Here is a 22,936-nt window from a genome sequence, read left to right as displayed (position 1 = left end):
CGCCCAGCGCTACGCTGGCGGCGGTGACCGACTCCACTGATGCCATCGCCGGGCTCGACCTGACCGACCAGGCTGCGCTGGGCAGCGGCGCGAGCTTCTGGACCACCAAACCGATCGGCACAGTGCCGGCCATCATGCTCACCGACGGACCGCACGGCGTCCGTCGTCAATCCGGCAGTGCAGCAGATCATCTGGGCATCTCCGGCAGTGAGCCGGCGACCTGTTTCCCGCCCGCGGTCGGGCTCAGCCAGACCTGGGATCCCGAGTTGGTGGAACGGATCGGTCAGGCTCTCGGCGACGAAAGCCGTACGCTGGGCGTACACGTGTTGCTCGGCCCCGGAGTCAACATCAAGCGCGACCCACGGTGCGGGCGCAACTTCGAGTACTACTCCGAAGACCCGCTCCTGTCCGGCACGCTCGGGGCGGCCTGGGTGCGGGGCGTGCAGAGCCGTGGTGTCGGCGCATCGCTCAAACACTTCGCGGCCAACAACGCCGAGCACGATCGCATGCGGGCCAGCTCCGACGTCGATGTCCGCACATTGCGTGAGATCTACCTGAGGACGTTCGAGATCGTGGTGCGCCAGGCCCAGCCTTGGACCGTGATGTGTTCCTACAACCGGATCAACGGCGTCTATGCCTCGGAGAACACCTGGCTGCTGACCACCGTACTGCGCGACGAATGGGGTTTCGACGGCGTAGTGGTCAGCGACTGGGGCGCGGTGGCCGACCGGGTCGCGGCGGTGGCCGCCGGCCTGGATCTGGAGATGCCGACGACCGGTGGCAGCTCCGATGCCGAGGTGGTGCGCGCGGTCGGTGCCGGCGAGTTGGACGCGGCCGCCGTCGCACAGGCCGCCGCACGGGTGGCCGACCTGTCACGCCGCGTCACCCAGACACCCACCACTGCAGCATCATTCGATATCGACGCCCACCACGAGCTGGCCCGTGAGGCGGCCACCCGCGCCATCGTGTTGTTGAAGAACGACGACGATCTGCTGCCGCTGGCGCCGTCAACCCTTGCAGTGATCGGCGGGTTCGCTCAGGAGCCCAGATATCAGGGCGGCGGCAGTTCCCATGTGAACCCGACCCGCGTCGACATTCCGTTGGACGAGATCCGCAGGCTCGCGGGCGGCCATCCGGTCAGCTACTCCCCCGAAACCGACGTTGCGGCTGCGGCCGCGGCCGCTGAATCTGCGGAAACCGCAATCGTATTCCTCGGCCTCACCGCCGAAGAGGAATCCGAGGGTTACGACCGCGAGCACATCGATCTGCCGGCGGAACAACTCGACCTGTTGCGTGCCGTCGTCGAGGTCCAACCGCGCACGGTGGTGGTGCTGGCCCACGGTGGCGTGGTGCGCCTCGACACCGTCGCCGATCTGGCCCCCGCGGTCATGGACGGGGCGCTGCTCGGGCAGGCCGGCGGCGGCGCGCTCGCCGATGTGCTGTTCGGCGTCGCGAACCCCTCGGGTCGGTTGGCCGAGACGGTGCCGCTGCGACTGCAGGATTCCCCGGCCTATCTCAACTTTCCGTCCGAATCGGGCCACACCGTCTACGGGGAGCGGATGTTCGTCGGCTACCGCTGGTATGACACCCGGGCACTACCGGTGGCATTCCCGTTCGGCCACGGCTTGTCCTACACCCGGTTCACGTACTCGGATCTCGAGCTGGAGGCCACCGGTGACGGTGTGACCGTGCGCGTGACGGTCACCAACACCGGAGACCGACCGGGCCGGGACGTGGTGCAGGCTTACGCCGGGCTACCCGGCTCCCGCGTCGGCAGGCCGGTGCGTTGGCTGGCCGGATTCGCTTCGGTCACCCTCGAACCAGGACGCCGACAGACCGTCGAAATCACCATCGACCGAACCGATCTCGCGTACTGGAGCACCGATGCCGCACGCTGGGTCGTGGAACCCGGCAGGTACGAGGTGTCGGTGGGGGCATCGAGCCGGGACATCCGGCTGAGCGCGACGGTGACCGTCGCCGGCGACGAGCCGACGCGGCCGTTCACCCGGGAATCGACGCTGGGCGAACTGCTCGCCGACCCCTCGGCAGCGCAGACCATCCTGACGGTGCTGGGTAGTGCATCGCCGTTCGGAGCCGCCGATTCCGCACTCGGCAGCGACCTGCTGCGGATGCTGGAATCAGTGCCGATCGGGCGGATGGTCGGGTTTTCGGCGGGCAAGGTCACCCACGAGCAGCTCGATGAACTGCTCGCGGGCATCAACGCTCACCGATCCTGACCGTCCCGTAGCTCATCCAGGATCTCGTCGGTGTGCGCACCGAGAGTCGGGGCAACCATGCGCGGCTGCCACGGCGTGGCCGAGAAGTCGGCCGGACTTGCCACCATCGGCACAGTCGAAATGCCATCGGGCACTTCGACAATGCCGCCGGCGGCGTGGAACTGCTCGTCGGCGATGACGTCGTCCAGGCTGTTGATCGGCGACCAGAAAAAGTCGGGCTCGCCATCGAAGAGCGGGGTCCAGTGGTCCATCGGATGAGCCGCGAAGATCACGTCCAACTCCGCGATCAATTCGCGGGCGTTGAGGTACCGATCGCGCGCCGTGGCGAACCGGGTGTCGGTCAACCAGTCATCACGGGCCACCACCCGGCACAGCGCGGGCCAGTGCCGGTCCCCCTGCAGTCCGACGATCCAGAACCGCTTGCCGTCGCCGGCGGTGTAGTTGTTCATGCTCGGGTTGGCCATTGCCTCGCGTTGGCCGATCGCGATCTGCTCACCGCTCATCAGGACGGTGTTGAGATCGAAGCTGACGGTGTAGGCACCCTGCCGGTACAGCGAGGTGCTGACCAATTGTCCTGTTCCCGTGCGGTTTCGGGCGAGCAGCGCGGCGCACACCGCGGCCGCCAGTGTCATGCCCGCGGAGTGGTCCCCCATGCCGCCGCGCTGGAACGGCGGAGTGTCGCCCGGGCGGGTGAGCAGATCGGCCAGACCGGCGCGAGCCCAGAACGCGGCGACGTCGTAGGCCGCCCGGTCCGCCTCCGGCCCGGTCAGGCCATAGCCGGTGACCAACCCGTACACCAGACGTGGATTGCGTGCGGCGACGGTCTCGAAGTCGAGTTCGAGCCGACGCAATGCAGCCGGGCGCACATTTGTCAGGAAAACGTCTGCGGTAGACAGCAATTCCTTCGCGGTATCACACCCCTCAGTGGTGGCGAGGTCGAGGACGATGCTGCGCTTGGATCGGTTGTCCATCTCGAAGGGTGGGTTGGCCGCCACGCCGAGGTCCGGATCGAGGCCGAGCATCCGACCGAAGGTTCGCGCCGGATCACCCGAGGGCGGTTCGATCTTGATGACGTCGGCGCCCCAGTCGGCGAGGATCGCTCCGGCTGCGGGCGCGGCTACCCACACGCCCAACTCGATGACCCGAAAACCCTCCATCGGACCCGCCATCAACGCTCCTTCCGAAAGTGCTTTACAATCTGACTGAGATTTGTAAACTTGGCCAATGCTTACACCGGCCCGCCGCCTCGTCCCTGTCGCCGGCTTGGCCGCACACATCGGCCATGGCGTGCAACGTATCGCAACCGACGCGGCCATCAGCCGAATGCGTGCGATGCCCCGGCACATCGGCGACCTCGATCCGGCCTACCTGTCACAGATCACCGGGCACAGGATCGAATCGGTATCGGTCATCGGCGGCGACGCCGGGACGTCGTCGCGCGCCCGCCTCGCACTGACAGGACCCGGGGCGCCCGAATCGGTGTTCGTCAAGATGCCCGCCGAGACCGCGGCCACCCGGATGATGGGCGAGCTCGGCCGGCTGGGGCACACCGAGGTGCGCTTCTACCAACAACTGGCCGACGGCCTGCCGGGGGTTCCCCGCTCCTACGGCGCCGCCTTCGATGCCCTGACCGGTCGGTACGTGCTGGTATTGGAAGACCTGACGCTGAACCCGTGCGAGTTCACCGACACCCTCCATCCACTGGACAAGGACCGCGCCGAACAGACCGTCGAGCTTCTGGCCCGGGTCCACGCCGCGTTCTGGGGACGGCTGCCGGCCCGAAGCGGCACCGGGCCGCTGGGCTGGCTGTATTCCGCGTCCGGCGACCACACCTCGCTGATGACCGGTTCCCTGCTCAAGCTGTCGACGAAACGACTGGCCGAGAACACCGACATCCCGGTGGCCGACGGCCGGTTCATCGACGAGAACTACCGCGCAGCGGCCCAACTACTGGACCGGCCACCGCACACCGTCATGCACGGTGACGCGCACCCGGGCAACCTGTTCTTCCGCAACGGCGCGGCGGGCCTGCTCGACTGGCAGGCCGTACGCCGCGGCCACCCGGGCCGCGAGCTGGCCTACACCCTGGTCACCTGCATGACCACGGCCGACCGGCAAGCTGCCGAACGCGACCTGCTCGACGAGTACCGAAGCGCACTCGCCGCGGCGGGCGGCCCGACACTGGGTCATGACGACCTGTGGGAGCGCTACCGCCTCGGTGCGATCTACGCCTATGCCGCACCGGTCATCACCGCCGGACTCGGCGGTATGCAGGACGAAGGTATTGCAATCGAAGGAGCCAGACGGGGCGTGGCAGCCTTGGCTGACCTCGAGACTGTGGCAATACTCAAGAAGTTGCTGTGATGGTCCTACCATTTGGTGAACCACGAACAACCAAGGCCTGGACGTGAATGAACCTCTACCCGCACAGCGGGACGCATCAGTCGAAGACACCTCGACGCGCCACCGAATCCTGGTCGCGACCGCCGAGGTGCTGGCCCGCAGCGGTCAGACCAAACTGAGTCTGTCCGAGGTGGCGCTGCAGGCGGGCGTTTCCCGGCCCACGTTGTACCGCTGGTTCGCCGACAAACAGGAGCTCCTCGACGCGTTCGGTACCTACGAGCGCGAGATGTTCGACCATGGCATCAGCCGCGCGACCGTAGGCCTGCGCGGCAACGAGAAGCTTGACGCTGCACTGCGTTTCATCGTGCAGTATCAGCAGTCATATTCGGGGGTCCGGCTGGTCGACATCGAGCCGGAAGTCGTGATCGCCCAACTGGCCAACGTCATCCCCCTCATGCGCGCACGGTTGCTCAAGCTGCTGTCGGGCGCCAATGCCCCGGTCAAGGCGGCCACCGCGATCCGGGTCGCGGTCTCGCACTACATCGTGCGCAGCGATGACGGCGACCAGTTCCTCGCGCAACTGCGTCATGCCGTGGGCCTCAAACAGCCCGACTCGAACTGAGAACTCCAGCCTCGGCGCTACTCGTTTCTGCACCCCTTTCCGTCACGCCGGCGTGACGCTCGGCACCGACTGCCACTCTGGCGCGACATTCAAGTCTCTACGATTGCAGAGACTCTCCGATCGGTCAATCCTCGTTTTGAGGGGTGACACGACACGCAATTTTTGTAAAGCTATCGGCATGACTCAGGTGCAGAGCGACACCGGCGTGCTCGCCGGGGATGAGCGGATGCTCATCGACGGGGAACTCCAATACACCAGCAGCGGCGCAAAGTTCGACGTCGTGCACCCCGCCAGCGAGCAGGTGGCGGGCCAGGCCACCGACGGCACGGTGGCCGACATCGAGCGTGCCGTCGGTGCCGCGCGACGCGCCTTCGACGAAACCGACTGGAGCCGCGACGTCGAGTTCCGCTACCACTGCCTGATGCAGCTGCACGACGCGCTGGACGCCGAGAAGGAGCGGCTGCGCCGGATTCTGGTGACCGAGGTGGGCTGTCCGGTGACCGTCACCGGCTCCCAGATCGAAGATCCGATCGGCGAGGTCAAGCACTGGGCCGAGCACGGCAGGAATTTCGAGTACGTGGTCGACAACGGCGTCCACCAAACCCAGCTCGGGCCGGCGCGACGCAAGATCGCCTATGAACCGGTCGGTGTGGTCGGCGCCATCACGCCGTGGAATGTGCCGTTCTACCTCAACGTCGCCGAGACCGTTCCGGCGTTGATGGCCGGCAACACGGTGGTGCTCAAGCCCGCGCAGCTCACCCCCTGGTCAGGCACCGAGTTGGGCCGCATCGTGGCCGAGCACACCGACATCCCGGCCGGCGTGTTCAACGTCGTCGTCTCGAACGCCAACGAGGTCGGCGCCGCACTGTCGGCGGATCCGCGGGTCGACATGATCACCTTCACCGGTTCGACCGCAACCGGACGCGCCATCTTGGCCGCCGGGGCGTCGACGGTCAAGAAGACGATGCTCGAGCTGGGCGGCAAGTCCGCGCATATCGTGCTCGACGATGCCGACTTCAACTCGGCACTGCCCATCGCGGCGATGATGGCCTGCGTCATGAGCGGGCAGTCCTGCATCCTGCCCAGCCGAATCCTGCTCCCCCGCAGCCGTTACGACGAAGGCGTCGAGCTCCTCAAGGGCGCGATGGAGAATTTCCCGGTCGGCGACCCGTGGACCCCGGGCATCATGCAGGGTCCGCAGATCAGCGCGACCCAGCGCGAAAAGGTGCTCGGGCTCATCAAATCGGGCATCGATTCGGGCGCCCGGCTGGTCACCGGCGGCGGTGTGCCGGAGAACCTGCCCACGGGTTACTACACTCAGCCGACGCTGCTCGCCGACGTCGACCCCGATTCGCAGGTCGCCCAGGAGGAGATCTTCGGACCCGTGCTGACGGTCACCCCGTATGACTCCGACGACGAAGCGGTCGCCATCGCCAACAACTCCATTTACGGCCTGTCCGGGGAGGTTTCGTCCGGCGACGTCGACCGGGCCTTCGCCGTCGCGCGCCGCATCCGAACCGGCAACGTCACCATCAACAGCCGCAGCCACTTCGGTATCAACAGCCCGTTCGGCGGTTCTAAGCAGAGCGGTCTGGGCCGGCGCAACGGCGAGGAAGGTTTCAAGGAGTACTTCGAATCCAAGACCATCGGGATGCCCGAATAGTGAGCGAGCATTCCGACATCTCGGCCCTGCTGTACCGCTACGCGCGGGCGGTCGATTCCAAGGACTGGGAGCTGTACCGGTCGGTGTTCACCGAGGACGCCCACATCGACTACTCGTCGGCGAGCGCCATCGTGGGCAGCCGCGATGAGGTGGTCGACTGGTTCGCCGCCAATTTCGGGGTGATCCCGTGGAGCATGCACTACATCACCAACATCGAGATTCTCGACGGCGACGGCGACGGCGACACCGCGACGGTGCGGGCGATGTTCTACAACCCCATGCAGTTGCCCGGGATGGCCGAGATGAGCGCATGCGGCGGGTACTACCACCACGAGTTGGTGCGTACCCCCGACGGTTGGCGTAGTCGCAGCCTGCGCGAGGAGAATCTCTGGTTCACCAACGCGCCGGGCTAGCACTGCCGGTCACGTTGACATTGAATCTACGCAGACGTCTACTCGATCTTTTGCGACCTCAGTTCAAAGTCGACGCCGCGACTCAGCCCTCGGCGGCCAACTGGCCACAGGCCGCGGCGATCTCACGCCCTCGGGTGTCGCGCACGGTGCACGAGACTCCCTTGGCCTGAACGCGTTTGACGAACTCCCGCTCCACTGGTTTGGGACTGGCGTCCCATTCACTGCCCGGCGTCGGGTTGAGCGGAATGAGGTTGACGTGCACCAGCTGCCCCAGCTTGCTGCGCAGCTTCTTGCCGAGAAGATCTGCGCGCCAGGGCTGATCGTTGACATCACGGATCAGCGCGTACTCGATGGACACCCGCCGGCCGGTGACGTCAGCGTAGTACCGGGAGGCATCGAGAACCTCGTCGACGCTCCACCGGTTGTTGACCGGCACCAGCGTGTCGCGTAGTTCGTCGTCGGGGGTGTGCAGGGAAACAGCCAGGGTGACGCCGAGGCGCTCATCGGCCAATTTGCGAATGGCTGGGGCCAGCCCGACCGTCGACACCGTCACCGAGCGGGCGCTGATCCCGAAACCGTTCGGCGGCGGGGCGATGATGCGCTTGACGGCCGCCAGCACCCGGTTGTAGTTGGCCAGCGGCTCACCCATACCCATGAAGACGATGTTGGACAGCCGCCCGTCATGCTCGGACCGCATCGCCGACGACGCCGCCCGAACCTGTTCGAGAATCTCGGCGGTGGACAGATTGCGCATCAGGCCGCCCTGGCCGGTGGCACAGAACGGGCAAGCCATACCGCAGCCGGCCTGCGAGGAGATGCACACCGTGTTGCGCTGCGGGTAGCGCATCAGCACCGACTCGAAGGTCGTGCCGTCACCCGCACGCCACAGCGTCTTGCGGGTCTCCCCCGCGTCGCACTGGACCTGCTTCACCGGGTCGATCAGCGTCGGGAACAGCGCCTCGGCCACCTGATCTCGCACCGCGGTAGGTAGATCGGTCATCTGCTTCGGGTCGGCGATCAGGCGGCCGTAGTACTGGTTGGCCAGCTGTTTGGCCCGGAATTTCGGCAGACCCAGCTCGGTGACGGCAGCGGCGCGGCCGTCCTCGTCGAGGTCGGCAAGGTGGCGCGGCGGCATACCGCGTCGCGGGGCTTCGAAGACCAGTTCCTGCTTCATGTCTTTTCCAGTATCAGGCTTGTTCGGTGAGAACATCGTGAACAGTGCGCTCAACGGTGTTCAGGACATCGTTGTCCACCCCGGGACGGCCGCGGACGAAGACCGATGCGCGGCTGGCCGGGGGCAGCCCTTCGGCCAGACACAGCCCGTCGGGCAGGCGGCCGATCATCGGCAGCAGGGCCACCCCGAGACCAGAGCGCACCGCTGCGAACAGGCCGGACAGGTTGGCGGATTCGGCGGCGATGCGGTAGTCGGTCCCGCTTCGGTCGAGGGTGGCAAAGGTGGGTTCGCGCAATGTGCACGGTTCGGAGAACATCACCACCGGCAACGGCGGGTTCACCGCAGTGCTGAAGCTGCGGCCCGAAACCCACTTCAGTGCAAGCGTTCCGGACGCGTGCGCGGGATCCATGCCGGACCCGTCGAGCATCACCGCAAGATCGACCAGACCGTGTTCGACGGCGTCGGCGAGCGTGACATTGCGGTCGAGACGAAACCGCAGCCGCCAGTTGGGCAACCGCTCGCCCAGCGCCGCCGTGAGGGCGGGCAACATGACATCGGCGCCGTGCTCGGTGGCACCGATCAGCAGCACCTGCTCCTCGGCCGCACCGAGATCGGTCAGCGCCGCGTCGTGGGCGGCGAGGATGCCCCGGGCGTGCCCGAGTACCCGGTGGCCCAGTTCGGTGAAGGCGACACCCCGACCGGACCGTTCGACGACGGGGCCACCCACGACGGCCTCGATCCGCCGCACGTGCTGGCTGACGGCCGACTGCGTCATGTGCAACACCGCGGCGGCGCGGTGAAACCCGCCACAGTCCGCCACCGCCACCAGGCTGCGCAGCGGCGCGATGTCCAGCACCTGACCCATGCGATCAAGGTACTCCGATCAGTACTTACGATCAAAGACCTGGTATTTCTCGACATACACCAAGTTATTCCACCAGATTGATTAGCGTCGATGATCGATCGTGATTGCCGATAATCGTTGGACCGCGCGTACCAGGCTCGCTCACGATGGGGGCATGCCGCCCACTCCGATGCCGATGCGCACGGCGACAACCGTGACGTTCTTCTACGCCCTGGGTTATCCGATCGGGAACCTGGCGGTGCACGCCGTCTCCCCGATGGCGGTACTGGCTGTTCGTTTCGGGGCGGCGGGGCTGATCCTCGGCACCTGGGCCGGACTGGCCCGGGTGGGCTTCCCCACCGGCCGGAAGCTGCTCCACGTCGCGGTGGCGGGTCTGCTCATGCAGGCCGTGCAGTTCTGCGCGCTCTACGTTGCGATTCAGCAGGGCGCGCCCGCAGTGCTCTGCGCGGTGGTCATCGCGATGAACCCGGTGGCGACGGCGCTGCTCGCGGCGGTGTTCCTACGTGACCGGTTGACACCACGCCGGATCGTCGCGTTGGTGCTCGGTATCGCCGCAGTGGTGGCGGCCTGCGCGACGCGACTGGCCACCTCAGGTGGTATCGACCCGGTGGTCGGATTGCTGCTGGTGGCACTGCTCGGGCTGGCGGCGGGTGGGGTCTATCAACAGCGGTTCTGCTCTGACGTCGACTTCCGGGCCTCGACCTCTGTGCAGAACGCCGTCGCGTTCCTACCCGCCTTGGCGCTCACGCTCAGCGCGCCGGTCGAGGTGCATGACGCCACCAGGGCCGCGCTGGCGGTGGCCGGTGTGGTGCTGCTCAACGCCGTGCTCGGGGTGTCGCTGTATGTGCGGGCCATCAACCTGCACGGAGCCTCGGCGGTCGCGATGCTGTTCTGCGTGATCCCCGCGGTCGCCGGGGTGTTGTCCTGGCTGATGCTCGGCGAGCGGGTGAACATCGGCATCGCCGCCGGGCTGGTCCTCGGTGCGATCGCGTGCTGGCTGAACGCGTCTGCCACGCGCAGCGAACGCGGTCTACGCGAGGAGCGTGAGCACGATCCAGCCGACGACGGCGGACGGCAACATCGCGTCGATGCGGTCCATGATGCCGCCGTGGCCCGGCAGTAGCGTGCCCATGTCCTTGATGCCGAGATCGCGTTTGACCTGCGATTCGACGAGGTCCCCGAGCACACCGGTGATCACCAGCAACAGGCCGAGCGGTACGCCCACCCAGGCTGGCTTGTCCAACAGGAACGCCACGGACAGCACCGCTGCGGTGACACCGAACAGCAGCGATCCGCCCAGACCTTCCCAGGACTTCTTCGGGCTGATCGCCGGTGCCAGGAGATGCTTACCGAACAGGACGCCCGCGACGTAGCCACCGATGTCGGCGAAGACGACCGTCACGATGATGGTGAAAACCCGGGCTCCGCCGTGGTCGGCAAAGATGAGCAGGGCGGTGAAGGCGGCGAACAACGGCACCCAGGTGGCGAGCAGAACCGTCGCGGCGATATCGCGCAGGTAATTGACCGGCTGCTGGTCGAGACCCTGACCGACCAGACGCCAGACCATGCAGACGACGATCGTGCCGCCGTAGGCGCCAAGCAGACCGGCGGCCCCGAACGGCCAGGTCAGCCAGATCATCGCCTGGCCACCCAAGAGCAGCGGGACGGCGGGCAATGCGTAGCCGTGCTCGCGCATCCGCCGGATCACCTCATGGGTGGCGATGGCGATGGCGACTGCCAACAGCGGCAGCCACCAGATGGGCGCAAAGAGCAGGGTGCCTATCGCGAGGGCGCCGAGGACCACGCCGACGGTGATGGCGGCCGGCAGGTCACGGCCGGCGCGCGAGGTCTTCTGCGGTGGCTCGGTCTGTGCCACGGGACTGGGGTGCTGAAGGTCGCCTAGACCTCCAGCAACTCGCCTTCCTTGTGCTTGACCAACTCGTCGATCTGACTGGTGTAGGTGTGGGTGGATTTGTCGAGGTCCTTTTCCGCGCGTCCGACCTCGTCCTCGCCGGCCTCGCCGTCCTTCTTGATCCGGCTGAGCTCTTCCATCGCCTTACGACGAATGTTGCGCACCGACACCTTGGCGTCCTCGCCCTTGGACTTTGCCTGCTTGACCAGCTCGCGGCGGCGCTCCTCGGTGAGCTGCGGGATGGAGATCCGGATGATGTTGCCGTCGTTGGTCGGATTGACCCCGAGATCGGAGTTGCGGATCGCGTCCTCGATCGGCCGGAGCTGAGCGGCCTCGTAGGGCTTGATGACGACGAGCCGCGCCTCGGGGACGTTGATGCTCGCCATCTGCGTGATCGGTGTCATCGACCCGTAGTACTCGATGTTGATCCGGGAAAACATGCCCGGATTGGCCCGGCCGGTCCGGATCGTGGCCAGGTCGTCACGGGCCACACTCACGGCCTTTTCCATCTTCTCTTCGGCGTCGAAGAGAGTTTCGTCGATCACTTCGGGTTCTCCATCGATCTTGCTCCTCGCGTGCGCGGCAGGTCAGGTGGTGGTGGTGACCAGTGTTCCGATCTTCTCACCCGCCACGGCACGGGCGATATTGCCTTCGGTGAGCAGGTTGAACACCAGCATCGGCATGCGGTTGTCCATGCACAAACTGAAGGCAGTGGCATCGGCGACCCGCAGGCCACGGTCGATGACATCACGATGGCTGACTTCGGTGAGCAACTCGGCGTTCAGGTCTTCGCGTGGGTCGGCGGTGTAGACGCCGTCGACAGCCTTGGCCATCAGCACCACGTCGGCCCCGATCTCGAGAGCCCGCTGCGCGGCCGTCGTGTCGGTGGAGAAGTACGGAAGGCCCATGCCGGCTCCGAAGATGACGACGCGACCCTTTTCCAGGTGTCGCACGGCCCGCAACGGGATGTACGGCTCGGCGACCTGCCCCATCGTGATGGCGGTCTGCACGCGGGTGTCGATGCCCTCTTTCTCCAGGAAGTCCTGCAGCGCAAGGCTGTTCATCACCGTGCCGAGCATGCCCATGTAGTCGCTGCGGGTGCGTTCCATCCCGCGCTGCTGCAATTGGGCGCCGCGGAAGAAGTTGCCGCCACCGATCACGACCGCGACCTGGACTCCGCTGCGCACCACTGCGGCGATCTGGCGGGCCACCTGGTGCACGACGTCGGGGTCGAGGCCGACCTGGCCGCCGCCGAACATCTCTCCGCCGAGTTTCAGCAGAACCCTTTTGTAGAAGGGACGAATGGGTGCTGCGCCCTCGCCGGCGACATTCGGATCCGCCATCGGTCTCCTCGGCACTCCTCGCATGTAGAGAGCCACCCGGGTTACCCCTGGACGGCCTCTCCATCCTGCCCTATGGCGGGCGGCGCACCTAGTGGGGGGAGCCTTCGCGGACCGAGTGTCGCCGGCGGGCGCAGGTCAACCGGCGCCTACCCCAGGTGCGCCTGAAGCAGCCAGGCGGCCATCGACTTACGGTCCTTGCCCTCGTCACGGAGGTCCATTCGGGCGAAATCGGCGAAGTTGGCGAATTCCGCCGGCACGTGCGCGTGGATGCGAGCCGGTCGCACGTCGTCGATCACCCAGTACTTGCCGACGACCTCACGCAATTCGTCCTCGCTGACCGGATTGGCCGGTCCGGAATCGCCCATCGTCCCCTTGTCGAACACCAGCACGAAGTAGGAGGCGCCGGGAGCGGCGGCCCGCACGATCGACTGCTGGTAGCCGTCCCGCAGTTCCACGGGCATGGAGTGGAACAGCGTGCTGTCGACGATCGTGCCGAAACGGCCGTCGTAGCCGGTGAAGGCACTGATATCGGCCACTTCGAAGCTCGCGTTGGCGAGCCCGCGCTTGGCGGCCTCGGCCCTGGCCAACTCGATGGCGGTGGCCGACTGATCCAGCCCGACCGTGGTGAATCCGCGCTCGGCCAGGTCGAGCGCGGTGGCCGCCTCACCGCAGCCGGCGTCGAGCACCTCACCGTGGAACTTGCCCTCGGCGATCAGGGCCGCGATCTCGGGCTGCGGTTCGCCGATGCTCCACGGCGGGCGTACCCCAGCGAACTCCGGAGCCTCACCGCGGTAAGCGGATTCGAACATTGCATCTGACATTTCGCTTGGCGTGGTCATACGTCCGGTATATCAACCTAGTTGATATGTGTCAATATGCTTGATATGAACTCCGATAAGGGAGCCGCCCTGGAGGAGCAGCCACTCGGCTACTTGATGTATCGCGTGGTCGCGGTGCTGCAGCCACGGGTCTCCGCGCAACTGCAACCACTGGGCCTCAAACTGCCCGAGTTCGTCTGCCTGCGCATCCTGTCCATGGCCCCGGGCCAGTCCAACGCCGAGCTCGCGCGCCACACGAACGTGTCACCACAGGCGATGAACAACGTGCTGCGCGGACTCCAAGACCGAGGGGCGGTTCGCAGGCCGGCCACCGTCGACTCCGGACGCGCACTGCCCGCCGAGCTGACCGCCGAGGGTGCCCAATTGCTCGAACGCGCCGAAGCCGCCGTGTACGCCGCCGAGGAGGAGGTGCTCGATCGCCTCGACGCCGAGCAGCGACGCGAACTCAAGCGACTGTTGGCCCACGCCGTTCCCTGAACCGGCATGCCGTCTGGCGCGCCGTGTGGCGTCACAGTCGGTAATGTCGCCAGCCGATGAAGATCGTGCTGGCCCCGGACTCGTTCAAGGAGTCGATGACCGCGTCGCAAGCGGTCGCAGCGCTGCGCGAGGGCGTCCGGTCGGCACTGCCCCATGCCGAATGCATCGGAGTGCCGATGGCCGATGGCGGTGAAGGCACCGTCGACGCCGTCGTCGACGCGCTCGGCGGTGACCGCATCATCGAGACGGTGCAGGACCCGCTCGGCCGCCCGGTCGCGGCCACCTACGGCTACGTTGCCGAGCGTCACCTGGCCGTGATCGAAATGGCCGCCGCCTCCGGCCTCGAGCTGGTGGCACCGGAGGATCGGGATATCCTGCGCGCCAGTACCTTCGGAGTCGGACAGCTCATCACCTCAGCCATGGAGCACGGCGCGACCGAGCTGCTGATCGGCATCGGCGGCTCGGCGACCAATGACGGCGGGGCCGGCATGCTCACCGCGCTCGGCGCCGCCTTCACCGACAGCGACGGAGCCGCCCTGCCACCCGGCGGCGCAGCACTGACCCGGCTGCACCACATTGACGTCGGCGGCCTGGATCCCCGGCTCGCCGAAGTGCACGTCCGGATCGCGTCCGACGTCACGGCACCGCTGCTCGGCACCGGCGGTGCCAGTGCGGTTTTCGGACCGCAGAAGGGAGCCACCCCCTCGGACGTCGCGACCCTCGAAGCGGCCCTGGCCCGCCTGGTCGAAGTGACCCAGACCGCGCTCGGACACGCCCGGCCTGATCGCCCGGGCGCCGGCGCTGCCGGGGGCCTGGGCTTCGGGCTGATGGAATTCCTTGCCGCCGAATGCGACCCGGGTGTCGAGGTGATCGCCGAGACCGTGGGGCTGGCGCAGGCACTGATCGGAGCGGACTGGGTGTTCACCGGGGAGGGCAGCGTGGACGCCCAGACCATGTTGGGCAAGACTCCGTTCGGAGTCGCCCGGGTGGCCGCGCACACCGGCACCCAGGTGGTGATCTTCGCCGGTCGGGTCTCCCCCGACGCCGACGTCCTGCTGGTCAACGGCGTCGAGAAACTGGTGGAGATCACCGCGCCGGGCACCCCGTTGGAGCAGGCGTTGCGTGACGGCCCGGCCGCGCTGACCCGTGCGGCCGCCGAAGTGTGCCGGACCCTGTAGCGCGAGCTACAGGATCGCCGCCGCGACGATCAGCCCGAACGCCAGGTAGGAAGCCGTCACGACCAGCACCTGGGGCGTGAACCGCTCGGAGGCCAGCACCATGCCGATGTCGATGCCTTTGATCGCACCGATGAGCCGGACGGAAAACGCCTGGGCCGCAATGCCCAAGAGCCCGAACACCAGCGTCATGATGAGGCCCTGGACGAGGTCGCCCGACGACGAGTAGATGGCCAGAACGATGATGAATGCCATCGACACCACGCCGGAGGCCGTCACAGCGGCAGCATTCGGACGGCCAGCTCGGACCAAGGTCCGCAATGGCCCGGGTGTGGTCCAGTCGATCACGTAGAAACCCAGGACCATCAGTGCCACACCGACAATCGTGTACAACACGATCGCCGAGACGCCGTGGCCGAGAACCGACCAGTAATCGGAGTCGAGCGCAACCAGGGTGGTTGTCATAGGTATTCCTTCCGGGTCACTGCGGGATGCGGTGTGGCACAAAGGCAGCGCCGTTGTCGGTGACGAGACCCGAGGTCTCGCGGATCCCGAGTCCGGCGGATTCGTCGCCGACGATCCACGCCCCCAACGCGGGGCGCATGTCGTCGAATTGCGGTAGCGGATCGAGCAACTGGTACACGTAGCCCTCTTCGCCGTAGACACCGCCGGTCTCGGTCTCGAAGCCTGCGCCGACGATGGTGATGTTGGCGCCCTCACGGCCCAGCTTCGGTTTGCGCACGTAGTCAGTGAGCTCGTGCGGGTCATCGACGTAGGCGGGCAACAGATTCGGATGCCCGGGATACATCTCCCACAGGACGGCCAGGATCGCCTTGTTGCTCAGCAGCGTCTTCCACAGCGGCTCCACCCACATGGTGGCCGGCAGCGATTCGACGGCCCGGCGGCCGAAATCGTCGTCGAGCATCCACTCCCACGGGTAGAGCTTGAAGATCGACGACATGGGAGCTTCCTCCAGGTCGACGAACCGGTCGAGGTCGCGGTCGAACCCGATGTCCTCGATGGCCAGGCCCACGGTGTGCAGGCCGGCTTCTGCTGCGCACTCCTGGAGGTAGGCCACAGTGACGTGATCCTCACCGGTGTGCTCGGCACCCGACCAGGTGAAGTAGGTCTCGGCGCCCGGGAGGCGGTCACGGACCTCAGCCCAGCGGGCAACCAGCTTCTCGTGCAACGAGTTCCACTGATCGTCGGCCGGGTAGACGTCGGTCTTCCAGTGCCACTGCAGGATCGCCGCCTCCAGCAGTGTGGTGGGCGTATCGGCGTTGTATTCCAGCAGAACCGGCGGCCGACGACCGTCGTAGCGAAGGTCGAACCTGCCGTACAGATGCGGGTCGCTGCGCCGCCACGACTTCTCGATGTGCTCCCAGCTCCATTCGGGAAGCCCGAAGTCGCGGTAGCGCCCGGTCAGCACGACGTGCTCGACGGCCTCCAGACACATCGAGTGCAGCACCTCGACGGAGGCTTCGATCGACAGCACCTCGTCCATGTCGAAGACGTAGTGCACCGACTCGTCCCAGTACGGGCGGTCGGCACCGGTCGCGTCGCGCGCCGGAGTGCCATAACACATGCCTTGGTCGGCGACGATCTGTTCCCAGCCTGGTCGCGGGGAACTGCGTTGGCGGTGCATTCAGCTCCCCGAACTCTTGCCGTAGCTCGACGACGAGCCGAAACCGCCGCGTGAGATCGACGTCCCCGACTTGGTCTTGGCCGTAGTGCCCTTGGGCTGTTCGATGGTCCCGCCCCGGGCGATGGTGCCGACGCCGCTGTTGTTGCCGCCGTAGTAGTACCGGTACGGCGAGCCGAGGTAGATGAAGGTGCCCCCGGAGCCGCTGTGGCCGCTGGAGCAATACGAATCGGGCACCACCTCGTTGGTGCCGTCCTTGACGCACGACGCCGCGATTTCCTCTTTGTGCAGCAGGTGGTAGCCCAGCGCGATGACTCCGACCACACCGACCACTGCCACCGAGCCCATCAGGATCTTCTTGCCGGTGGCAGCACGCTGTTCGCGTGTCGCCTCCTGCTGCCTGGCCCACTCCTCGGCGGCCTCGCGCTCCTTCTGCATCCTGTCCCGTTGGCGCGCTTCGGCCACGGTAGGAGGCCGCGGCGTGGCGGTAGCCGGGTCCTGCCAACGAATTGATCCCTCGCTGACCTGGTTCCACTGCTCGTCTGGCCCCGACGTCATTCACACCCCCGCATACTCTGACACCTGACGGTCATCATAAGAGCACATCGCCACCCATGAGCGCAGCACCTGAGCAAAACCCCGGCGCGCAGGCGGGAGCGCGCCTGGAATCTGGCTCAGGTTGGGTAAAAACGGTCTATTTCACCGCTTTTCGCGCCCGCTTCCGCGGAGCTGCGGGAACCGGATCCTGAATACGTGGCCAGGGCCTCGCCTCCTCCAGCTCGTAGGCCAACTCCAGCAGCAGCGCTTCGCGGCCACGGGTCGCCGACAGCATCATTCCCACCGGAAGGCCGGTTTTCGTCTGGGCCAGCGGCAACGAGATGGCCGGATCCCCGGTGGCGTTCTGCAGCGGTGTGAACGCCACCCAACCCAGCAGCCGGTCGATGATCTGCTCGTAGTCCGCCGTCGGATCGAGCCGGCCGATCTCCAGGGTGGGCTCGGCCAGGGTGGGCATGAGCACCGCGTCATAGCTGTTGGACAGCCGCTCGGTGATCCGCCGCGACCGGGCCAGGTGGGCGATCGCCGCCGGGACCCGATACAGGTTGCGCGACGCGTGTCGTTCCAGGCCCAACGTGAGATTGTCCAGCTTGCCGCGGTCGAAGCTCGGGCCGAAGGAACGCTTCCCACCGCGTACCAACGCATACGCCAGGAACGACCAGTACAGCAGGAAATCATCCTTGAACCGGGGCTGGACCGGATTGCCGATCACGGTGATCTGGTGGCCGAGCTCCTCGAGCAGCGCAGCGGTCTTGTGGGTCAGCTCGGTCATCTCCGGGCCGGCATCGTGCACGACGGACTGCGTGCACACCGCGATGCGCAGGCGCTGTTTGCCCGGGCGGCTGACATCGCCGATCGGCGGCAGTTTGGGGTTGCGGTAGACGCGTTCCATCTCCCGGTACAGCGCTGCGGTGTCACGCACCGACCGGGTGAGCACCCCGTCGGCCACGATCCGCAACGGCATCATCCGCATGTTCTTGTCCTGCGGCAGTCGGCCCCGGGTCGGCTTGAGGCCGACCAGACCATTGCAGGCGGCGGGGATGCGGATCGAGCCGCCCCCGTCATTGGCGTGCGCGATGGGTACGACGCCCGCCGCGACGAAGGCACCCGAACCCGACGACGACGCACCGGCCGTGTAGACGGGGTTCCACGGGTTGCGCACCGGGCCCAGCCGAGGATGCTCGCACGACGCGCTGAAACCGAACTCCGAGAGCCGGGTCTTGCCCAGCGGCACTAGACCGGTGGCGAGATACGCGCGGGCGAAGTCGCCGTTGGCCGGTTCGGGCCGAGGTTCCCAGGCATCCGTGCCGCTCATCGTCGGCATGCCCTCGACCGCGGAGTTGTCCTTGACGAAGGTCGGGACACCGTCGAAGTACCCGCCGTATTGACTGGGCGCGGCACCGCGGGCATGGGCCCGGTCGAAGGCTTCGAACGCCAGCCCGTTGAGGGTGGGATTGACCGCCTCGACGCGCGCCACCGCGGCTTCGATCAGGTCGGCCGCCGATACCCGGCCGGCTTGCAGTTCTTCCACCAGGCCGACGGCGTCGTGTTCACCGAGGGCGTCGTCGCCGAAGGCGAAGATTCGACTCATGACCAGACGGTACCAACTGGTACCGATCGGGCGGCGGCCTCTCGCCGCCCAACCGCCCTCACTGCGTGCGGGCCACGCTCTGCAGCACAGCAAGATGCTCGTCGACGGTCCGCAGACCGGCTCCCATGGTGTTCACCGTGACGTGCGTGGCCCCGGCGTCGGCCCACGCGGCGATGTCGGCGACCACCTTGTCCGGATCACCGGTCCAGGTCACCCGACCCTCCATGCCGATCCCGGCGGGATCTCGCCCGGCGGAGACGGCCGCACGCTCGACCCTGGCCCGAGCGTCATCGAGTTCCAGTCCGGGCGCGACCATCGGAAACCAGCCGTCGCCGAGCCGCCCGGCCCGCTCCAGCGCCCGCGCGGACGCAGCGCCGAACCACACCGGGATCGGACGCTGCACCGGCAGCGGCGCCAGGCCCGCACCGGTCACCCGGTGGTGGCGACCTTCGAAGGTCACCGACGATTCGGTCCACAGCCGACGCATCAGCTCGACCTGCTCCTCGGACCGCTTGCCACGGTTTCCGAAATCCTCGCCCAGCGCCTCGTACTCGACCGCATTCCAGCCCAGCCCGACGCCCAGGCGCATCCGCCCACCGCTGAGCAGGTCGACCTCGGCGGCCTGCTTGGCCACCAGAACGGCCTGGCGCTGCGGCAGGATGATCACCCCGGTGACCAATTCCAACGAGGTGACCGCGGCCAGATAGCCGAACATCACCATCGGCTCGTGAAAGGTGGTGTAGAGGTCATAGGGCCCCGACCAGTCCCGGTGAACAGCCGGATCGGCGCCGACCACATGGTCGTAGGCCAGGATGTGGGTGAAGCCCAGCTCTTCGACACGCTGGCCGTATGCGCGCACCGCTCCCGGATCTCCGCCGAGTTCCGTCTGCGGAAATACCACACCTACGCGCATGTCACCTCCAACACCACTCCCCAACCCATTCGTACCTGCCACACTCCCACATCGGCAAAGCCCGTTGCCCCGCCGTGAGCAACTACCCGGCACCGACCGGGTTACGAATGAACAAAACCCCGCGCTTTCCGGGATCGCCGGAATGAGCGCGGGGTTTTGCGGCGGGCGGCGACGGCCGAGCCGTCAATCGGGTGTGATGTGCCGCCCGAGTCTTCTGGGTGTTAGGCCTGACCGACCTCGAACCGCACGAAGCGGGTCACGGTGACACCGGCCTCGTCGAGCAGCGCCTTGACGGTCTTCTTGTTGTCGGACACCGACGGCTGGTCCAGCAGCACGACGTCCTTGTAGTAGCCCGTGACGCGACCTTCGATGATCTTGGGCAGCGCCTGCTCGGGCTTGCCCTCTTCCTTCGCGGTCTCCTCGGCGATGCGCCGCTCGTTGGCGACGATGTCGGCGGGGACGTCCTCACGGGTGAGGTACTTGGCCTTGAGTGCGGCGATCTGCAGGGCGACCGCGTGGGCGGCCTCCTTGCCCTTCTCCGCGTCGCCGGCGGTGTACTCGACCAGGACACCGACGGCCGGCGGCAGGTCCGCGGCACGCTTGTGCAGGTAGGTCTCGACCGTGCCGTCGAAGTAGGCGACCCGACGCAGTTCGAGCTTCTCGCCGATCTTGGCGGACAGGTCGGCGATGGCCTGTTCGACCGTGGTGTCGCCAACCTTGGCGGCCTTGAGGGCGTCCACGTCGGCGGCCTTCGCGGCGGCGGCGGCCGCCACGACCTGGTTGGCGAGCTCCTGGAATTCGGCGTTCTTGGCGACGAAGTCGGTCTCGGAGTTCAGCTCGATCAGCGCACCGTCCTTGGCCGCGACCAGACCCTCGGCGGTGGCGCGCTCAGCGCGCTTGCCGACGTCCTTGGCGCCCTTGATACGGAGCAACTCGACGGCCTTGTCGAAATCGCCGTCCGATTCGGCCAGCGCGTTCTTGCAGTCCATCATGCCGGAGCCGGTCAGCTCCCGAAGGCGCTTGACGTCGGCGGCGGTGTAGTTAGCCATTTAAGACTTCTCCTGGAATTACGAAGCGTCAGTGGATGTTTCGGGTGCAGCAGCGGCTTCGCCTTCGGCGGTACCAGCGGTCGCACCGGCGAGCAGCTCCTGCTCCCACTCGGCGAGCGGCTCAGCGGCACCCTCGGTGTCCTGCTTCTCACCGGCACCCTGGCCGGCGCGGGCCTGCAGGCCCTCGGCAACCGCGGAGGCGACGACCTTGGTCAGCAGGGCGGCCGAACGGATGGCGTCGTCGTTGCCCGGGATCGGGTAGTTGACCTGATCGGGGTCGCAGTTGGTGTCCAGGATCGCGATGACCGGGATGCCGAGCTTGATGGCCTCGTTGACCGCCAGGTGCTCCTTGTTGGTGTCGACGACCCAGATCGCCGAGGGCACCTTCTGCATGTCCCGGATACCGCCGAGGCTGCGCTCAAGCTTGTTCTTCTCACGCGTGAGCATGAGGATTTCCTTCTTGGTGCGACCCTCGAAGCCACCGGTCTGCTCCATGGCCTCGAGTTCCTTGAGGCGCTGCAGGCGCTTGTGCACCGTGGAGAAGTTGGTGAGCATGCCGCCCAGCCAGCGCTGGTTCACGTAGGGCATGCCGACGCGGGTGGCCTCTTCGGCGATGGACTCCTGCGCCTGCTTCTTGGTGCCGACGAACAGGATGGAGCCGCCGTGGGCCACCGTCTCCTTGACGAACTCGTAGGCCTTGTCGATGTAGGTCAGCGTCTGCTGCAGATCGATGATGTAGATGCCATTGCGGTCGGTGAAGATGAACCGCTTCATCTTGGGGTTCCAGCGTCGGGTCTGATGCCCGAAGTGAGCGCCGCTGTCCAGCAGCTGCTTCATGGTCACAACAGCCATGAGCTCATTCCTTTATGTGTCGGTTGACGCCCGGCGTCGGGTGATGCCAGGCCCTGGTGCCTGCCGGACGCCGAACCCGATCCGGGAAATCCCAGGTCAGGACCGTCGGCATCCGTGTACGACCCCATCGAGGCGATCGATATGCGCAGACACGCGAAGTCAGCCCGCAAGCGAGCTGCGGGTAGAAGTTTACACGCTGGGCAGGGGTGCTTTTACCACGCGGCAAACCCATGCCCGTCCATCCACAGCCCCCGACTTCGGGGCTTCCGGACCGCCCGGTTTGACGCTGAACTGGAGTGGTGAGGTTTGCCGCCACAGCGCTGCTGCTGAGTATGACGTGGATCTGGCCGACAGCGGCCCACGCCGAGGGCTCCCGACTGCAGTGGCCGGTGTCCCCGCGACCGGCCGTGACCAGGGGTTTCGATGCCCCCTCCCCCAATTGGAACCGCGGCCACCGCGGCGTCGACCTCGCTGCCCCACCGGAGCAGCCGATCTATGCCGCAGCTCCGGGAACTGTGGTGTTCGCCGGTGTGCTGGCCGGGCGGCCCGTGGTCTCGCTCGCGCATCCGGGTGGACTGCGCACCAGCTACGAGCCGGTGCAGGCCGCGGTGCGGCCCGGGCAGAGCGTTGGGGCCGGACAACTGCTCGGCACGCTGCTGGCGGGCCACCCCGGTTGTCCGGTGGCGGCTTGCCTGCACTGGGGAGCGATGTGGGGCCCGGCCTCGAACGCCGACTACGTCAACCCTCTCGGGCTGCTCGCCGAGACCCCGATCCGGCTCAAGCCGGTGGGTGGGTAAGCGGGCTGAATCCCTGGTTGTGGCCAACGATCCCGCGGCGTCGGTGTCTGCAATTTGGTGCGGATGATGCCCTGACGTGGCCGCTAGCCTCATTCCTGGTCACCGACGCGAAGGGCACACATGAGTAGGGCGCGATGGATCCTTATGTCGATATTCACCGTGGCGCTATTCGCTGTGGGCCTGGCACTGGCGATTCCCGGGCTGGAGCTGGCCTTCCGCACCGATGTCACCTGCGGCGACTGGGTAATGCGCCCTGGGGATCAGTGCCGCAACATCGTTCGAAGCTCGTCATTTCTCTATGACTACGACCAGCAGCGATCTCGAAACCGGGATGAAGGCTCCACTCTGGCCACTTTCGGTGGGCTCCTGTTGTTCGGGGGCGTCCTGTCCGTGTTCGGTTTGGTTACTTCGTACCTGTACTTCAAGCGCGAAGCCGCGGACAGCACGACGATCACCGACTAGAAATTTCGCGCA

The 22,936-nt window shown here is 66.7% G+C and carries 24 protein-coding genes; 10 read left to right on the top strand and 14 right to left on the bottom strand.

The window, feature by feature from the left end; genetic code table 11:
• Window positions 1–23 precede the first annotated feature (23 nt).
• Window positions 24–2,237 (top strand): glycoside hydrolase family 3 C-terminal domain-containing protein, encoded by a 2,214-nt coding sequence (locus AC4LGL_RS10795; RefSeq protein ID WP_491838687.1) that lies wholly within the window; start codon window positions 24–26, stop codon window positions 2,235–2,237.
• Here the strand turns inward: AC4LGL_RS10795 and AC4LGL_RS10790 are convergent.
• Window positions 2,225–3,406: a CoA transferase gene (locus AC4LGL_RS10790; protein WP_491838686.1), complete on the bottom strand. Its 1,182-nt coding sequence runs from the start codon at window positions 3,404–3,406 to the stop codon at window positions 2,225–2,227. The genes AC4LGL_RS10795 and AC4LGL_RS10790 overlap by 13 nt on opposite strands.
• Window positions 3,407–3,461: 55 nt before the next feature.
• Here AC4LGL_RS10790 and AC4LGL_RS10785 point away from each other — a divergent pair, with 55 nt between their 5' ends.
• From AC4LGL_RS10785 to AC4LGL_RS10770, 4 genes are all read left to right on the top strand, one after another.
• Complete coding sequence (locus AC4LGL_RS10785; protein ID WP_491838685.1) at window positions 3,462–4,601, top strand: phosphotransferase; 1,140 nt, start codon at window positions 3,462–3,464, stop codon at window positions 4,599–4,601.
• 43 nt (window positions 4,602–4,644) lie between these two features.
• The gene (locus tag AC4LGL_RS10780) at window positions 4,645–5,202 is read left to right on the top strand and encodes a TetR/AcrR family transcriptional regulator (RefSeq protein ID WP_064886940.1); all 558 of its coding nucleotides are present in this window, start codon (window positions 4,645–4,647) and stop codon (window positions 5,200–5,202) included.
• Window positions 5,203–5,380: 178 nt separating this feature from the next.
• Window positions 5,381–6,865: an aldehyde dehydrogenase family protein gene (locus AC4LGL_RS10775; RefSeq protein WP_491838684.1), complete on the top strand. Its 1,485-nt coding sequence runs from the start codon at window positions 5,381–5,383 to the stop codon at window positions 6,863–6,865.
• Window positions 6,865–7,278, top strand: a complete 414-nt coding sequence (locus tag AC4LGL_RS10770; RefSeq protein ID WP_491838683.1) for a nuclear transport factor 2 family protein — start codon at window positions 6,865–6,867, stop codon at window positions 7,276–7,278. Before AC4LGL_RS10775 ends, AC4LGL_RS10770 begins: the two co-directional genes overlap by 1 nt.
• 82 nt (window positions 7,279–7,360) lie before the next feature.
• Here the strand turns inward: AC4LGL_RS10770 and rlmN are convergent, their stop codons facing one another.
• Complete coding sequence (gene rlmN, locus AC4LGL_RS10765; RefSeq protein ID WP_491838682.1) at window positions 7,361–8,452, bottom strand: dual-specificity RNA methyltransferase RlmN; 1,092 nt, start codon at window positions 8,450–8,452, stop codon at window positions 7,361–7,363.
• Window positions 8,453–8,465: 13 nt separating this feature from the next.
• A complete protein-coding gene (locus tag AC4LGL_RS10760) occupies window positions 8,466–9,317 on the bottom strand; it encodes a LysR family transcriptional regulator (RefSeq protein ID WP_491838681.1) in 852 nt (283 codons plus the stop codon).
• Between the two features lie 169 nt (window positions 9,318–9,486).
• Here AC4LGL_RS10760 and AC4LGL_RS10755 point away from each other — a divergent pair, with 169 nt between their 5' ends.
• Window positions 9,487–10,440: a DMT family transporter gene (locus tag AC4LGL_RS10755; protein WP_491839327.1), complete on the top strand. Its 954-nt coding sequence runs from the start codon at window positions 9,487–9,489 to the stop codon at window positions 10,438–10,440.
• On the opposite strand, the gene AC4LGL_RS10750 is transcribed toward AC4LGL_RS10755, so the two are convergent.
• From AC4LGL_RS10750 to AC4LGL_RS10735, 4 genes are all read right to left on the bottom strand, one after another.
• Complete coding sequence (locus tag AC4LGL_RS10750; RefSeq protein WP_055112953.1) at window positions 10,348–11,193, bottom strand: phosphatidate cytidylyltransferase; 846 nt, start codon at window positions 11,191–11,193, stop codon at window positions 10,348–10,350. The genes AC4LGL_RS10755 and AC4LGL_RS10750 overlap by 93 nt on opposite strands.
• A 23-nt stretch (window positions 11,194–11,216) precedes the next feature.
• On the bottom strand, window positions 11,217–11,774 hold the full coding sequence (gene frr / locus AC4LGL_RS10745) for a ribosome recycling factor (RefSeq protein ID WP_055112951.1): 558 nt from the start codon (window positions 11,772–11,774) through the stop codon (window positions 11,217–11,219).
• Window positions 11,775–11,816: 42 nt separating this feature from the next.
• The gene (gene pyrH / locus AC4LGL_RS10740) at window positions 11,817–12,572 is read right to left on the bottom strand and encodes a UMP kinase (RefSeq protein ID WP_055112949.1); all 756 of its coding nucleotides are present in this window, start codon (window positions 12,570–12,572) and stop codon (window positions 11,817–11,819) included.
• 146 nt (window positions 12,573–12,718) lie between these two features.
• The gene (locus tag AC4LGL_RS10735) at window positions 12,719–13,411 is read right to left on the bottom strand and encodes a class I SAM-dependent methyltransferase (protein ID WP_491838680.1); all 693 of its coding nucleotides are present in this window, start codon (window positions 13,409–13,411) and stop codon (window positions 12,719–12,721) included.
• Between the two features lie 45 nt (window positions 13,412–13,456).
• Between AC4LGL_RS10735 and AC4LGL_RS10730 the strand changes: the two genes are divergently transcribed.
• Both AC4LGL_RS10730 and AC4LGL_RS10725 read left to right on the top strand, forming a co-directional pair.
• Window positions 13,457–13,888 carry a MarR family winged helix-turn-helix transcriptional regulator gene (locus tag AC4LGL_RS10730; RefSeq protein WP_491838679.1) on the top strand — a complete coding sequence of 144 codons (432 nt, stop codon included), beginning with the start codon at window positions 13,457–13,459 and terminating at the stop codon, window positions 13,886–13,888.
• A gap of 56 nt (window positions 13,889–13,944) precedes the next feature.
• Window positions 13,945–15,066 carry a glycerate kinase gene (locus AC4LGL_RS10725; RefSeq protein ID WP_491838678.1) on the top strand — a complete coding sequence of 374 codons (1,122 nt, stop codon included), beginning with the start codon at window positions 13,945–13,947 and terminating at the stop codon, window positions 15,064–15,066.
• A gap of 6 nt (window positions 15,067–15,072) precedes the next feature.
• Here the strand turns inward: AC4LGL_RS10725 and AC4LGL_RS10720 are convergent, their stop codons facing one another.
• From AC4LGL_RS10720 to rpsB, 7 genes are all read right to left on the bottom strand, one after another.
• A complete protein-coding gene (locus AC4LGL_RS10720; RefSeq protein WP_055112942.1) occupies window positions 15,073–15,528 on the bottom strand; it encodes a DUF350 domain-containing protein in 456 nt (151 codons plus the stop codon).
• Between the two features lie 16 nt (window positions 15,529–15,544).
• Window positions 15,545–16,708, bottom strand: coding sequence for a glutathionylspermidine synthase family protein (locus AC4LGL_RS10715; protein ID WP_064959905.1), 1,164 nt, complete (start codon window positions 16,706–16,708; stop codon window positions 15,545–15,547).
• Window positions 16,709–17,263, bottom strand: a complete 555-nt coding sequence (locus tag AC4LGL_RS10710; RefSeq protein ID WP_491838677.1) for a hypothetical protein — start codon at window positions 17,261–17,263, stop codon at window positions 16,709–16,711. It lies immediately after the preceding gene.
• A 136-nt stretch (window positions 17,264–17,399) separates the two neighbouring features.
• A complete protein-coding gene (locus AC4LGL_RS10705; RefSeq protein ID WP_491838676.1) occupies window positions 17,400–18,851 on the bottom strand; it encodes an amidase in 1,452 nt (483 codons plus the stop codon).
• A gap of 58 nt (window positions 18,852–18,909) precedes the next feature.
• On the bottom strand, window positions 18,910–19,764 hold the full coding sequence (locus tag AC4LGL_RS10700) for an LLM class F420-dependent oxidoreductase (protein ID WP_055112927.1): 855 nt from the start codon (window positions 19,762–19,764) through the stop codon (window positions 18,910–18,912).
• A gap of 221 nt (window positions 19,765–19,985) precedes the next feature.
• Complete coding sequence (tsf, locus tag AC4LGL_RS10695; protein WP_491838675.1) at window positions 19,986–20,813, bottom strand: translation elongation factor Ts; 828 nt, start codon at window positions 20,811–20,813, stop codon at window positions 19,986–19,988.
• 18 nt (window positions 20,814–20,831) lie between these two features.
• Entirely contained in the window at window positions 20,832–21,665 is an 834-nt protein-coding gene (rpsB, locus tag AC4LGL_RS10690) for a 30S ribosomal protein S2 (RefSeq protein ID WP_055112923.1), read from the bottom strand.
• A gap of 332 nt (window positions 21,666–21,997) precedes the next feature.
• On the opposite strand from rpsB, the gene AC4LGL_RS10685 reads away from it, so the two are divergent.
• Window positions 21,998–22,462 (top strand): M23 family metallopeptidase, encoded by a 465-nt coding sequence (locus AC4LGL_RS10685; RefSeq protein ID WP_491839326.1) that lies wholly within the window; start codon window positions 21,998–22,000, stop codon window positions 22,460–22,462.
• A gap of 120 nt (window positions 22,463–22,582) precedes the next feature.
• A complete protein-coding gene (locus AC4LGL_RS10680; RefSeq protein WP_491838674.1) occupies window positions 22,583–22,924 on the top strand; it encodes a hypothetical protein in 342 nt (113 codons plus the stop codon).
• The last annotated feature ends 12 nt before the right edge of the window (window positions 22,925–22,936 follow it).

It is taken from the genome of Mycolicibacterium arcueilense, from assembly GCF_058536225.1.
The sequence above is the reverse complement of the archived record's forward strand: the minus strand, read 5'-3'. Positions and strand labels throughout refer to the sequence as shown.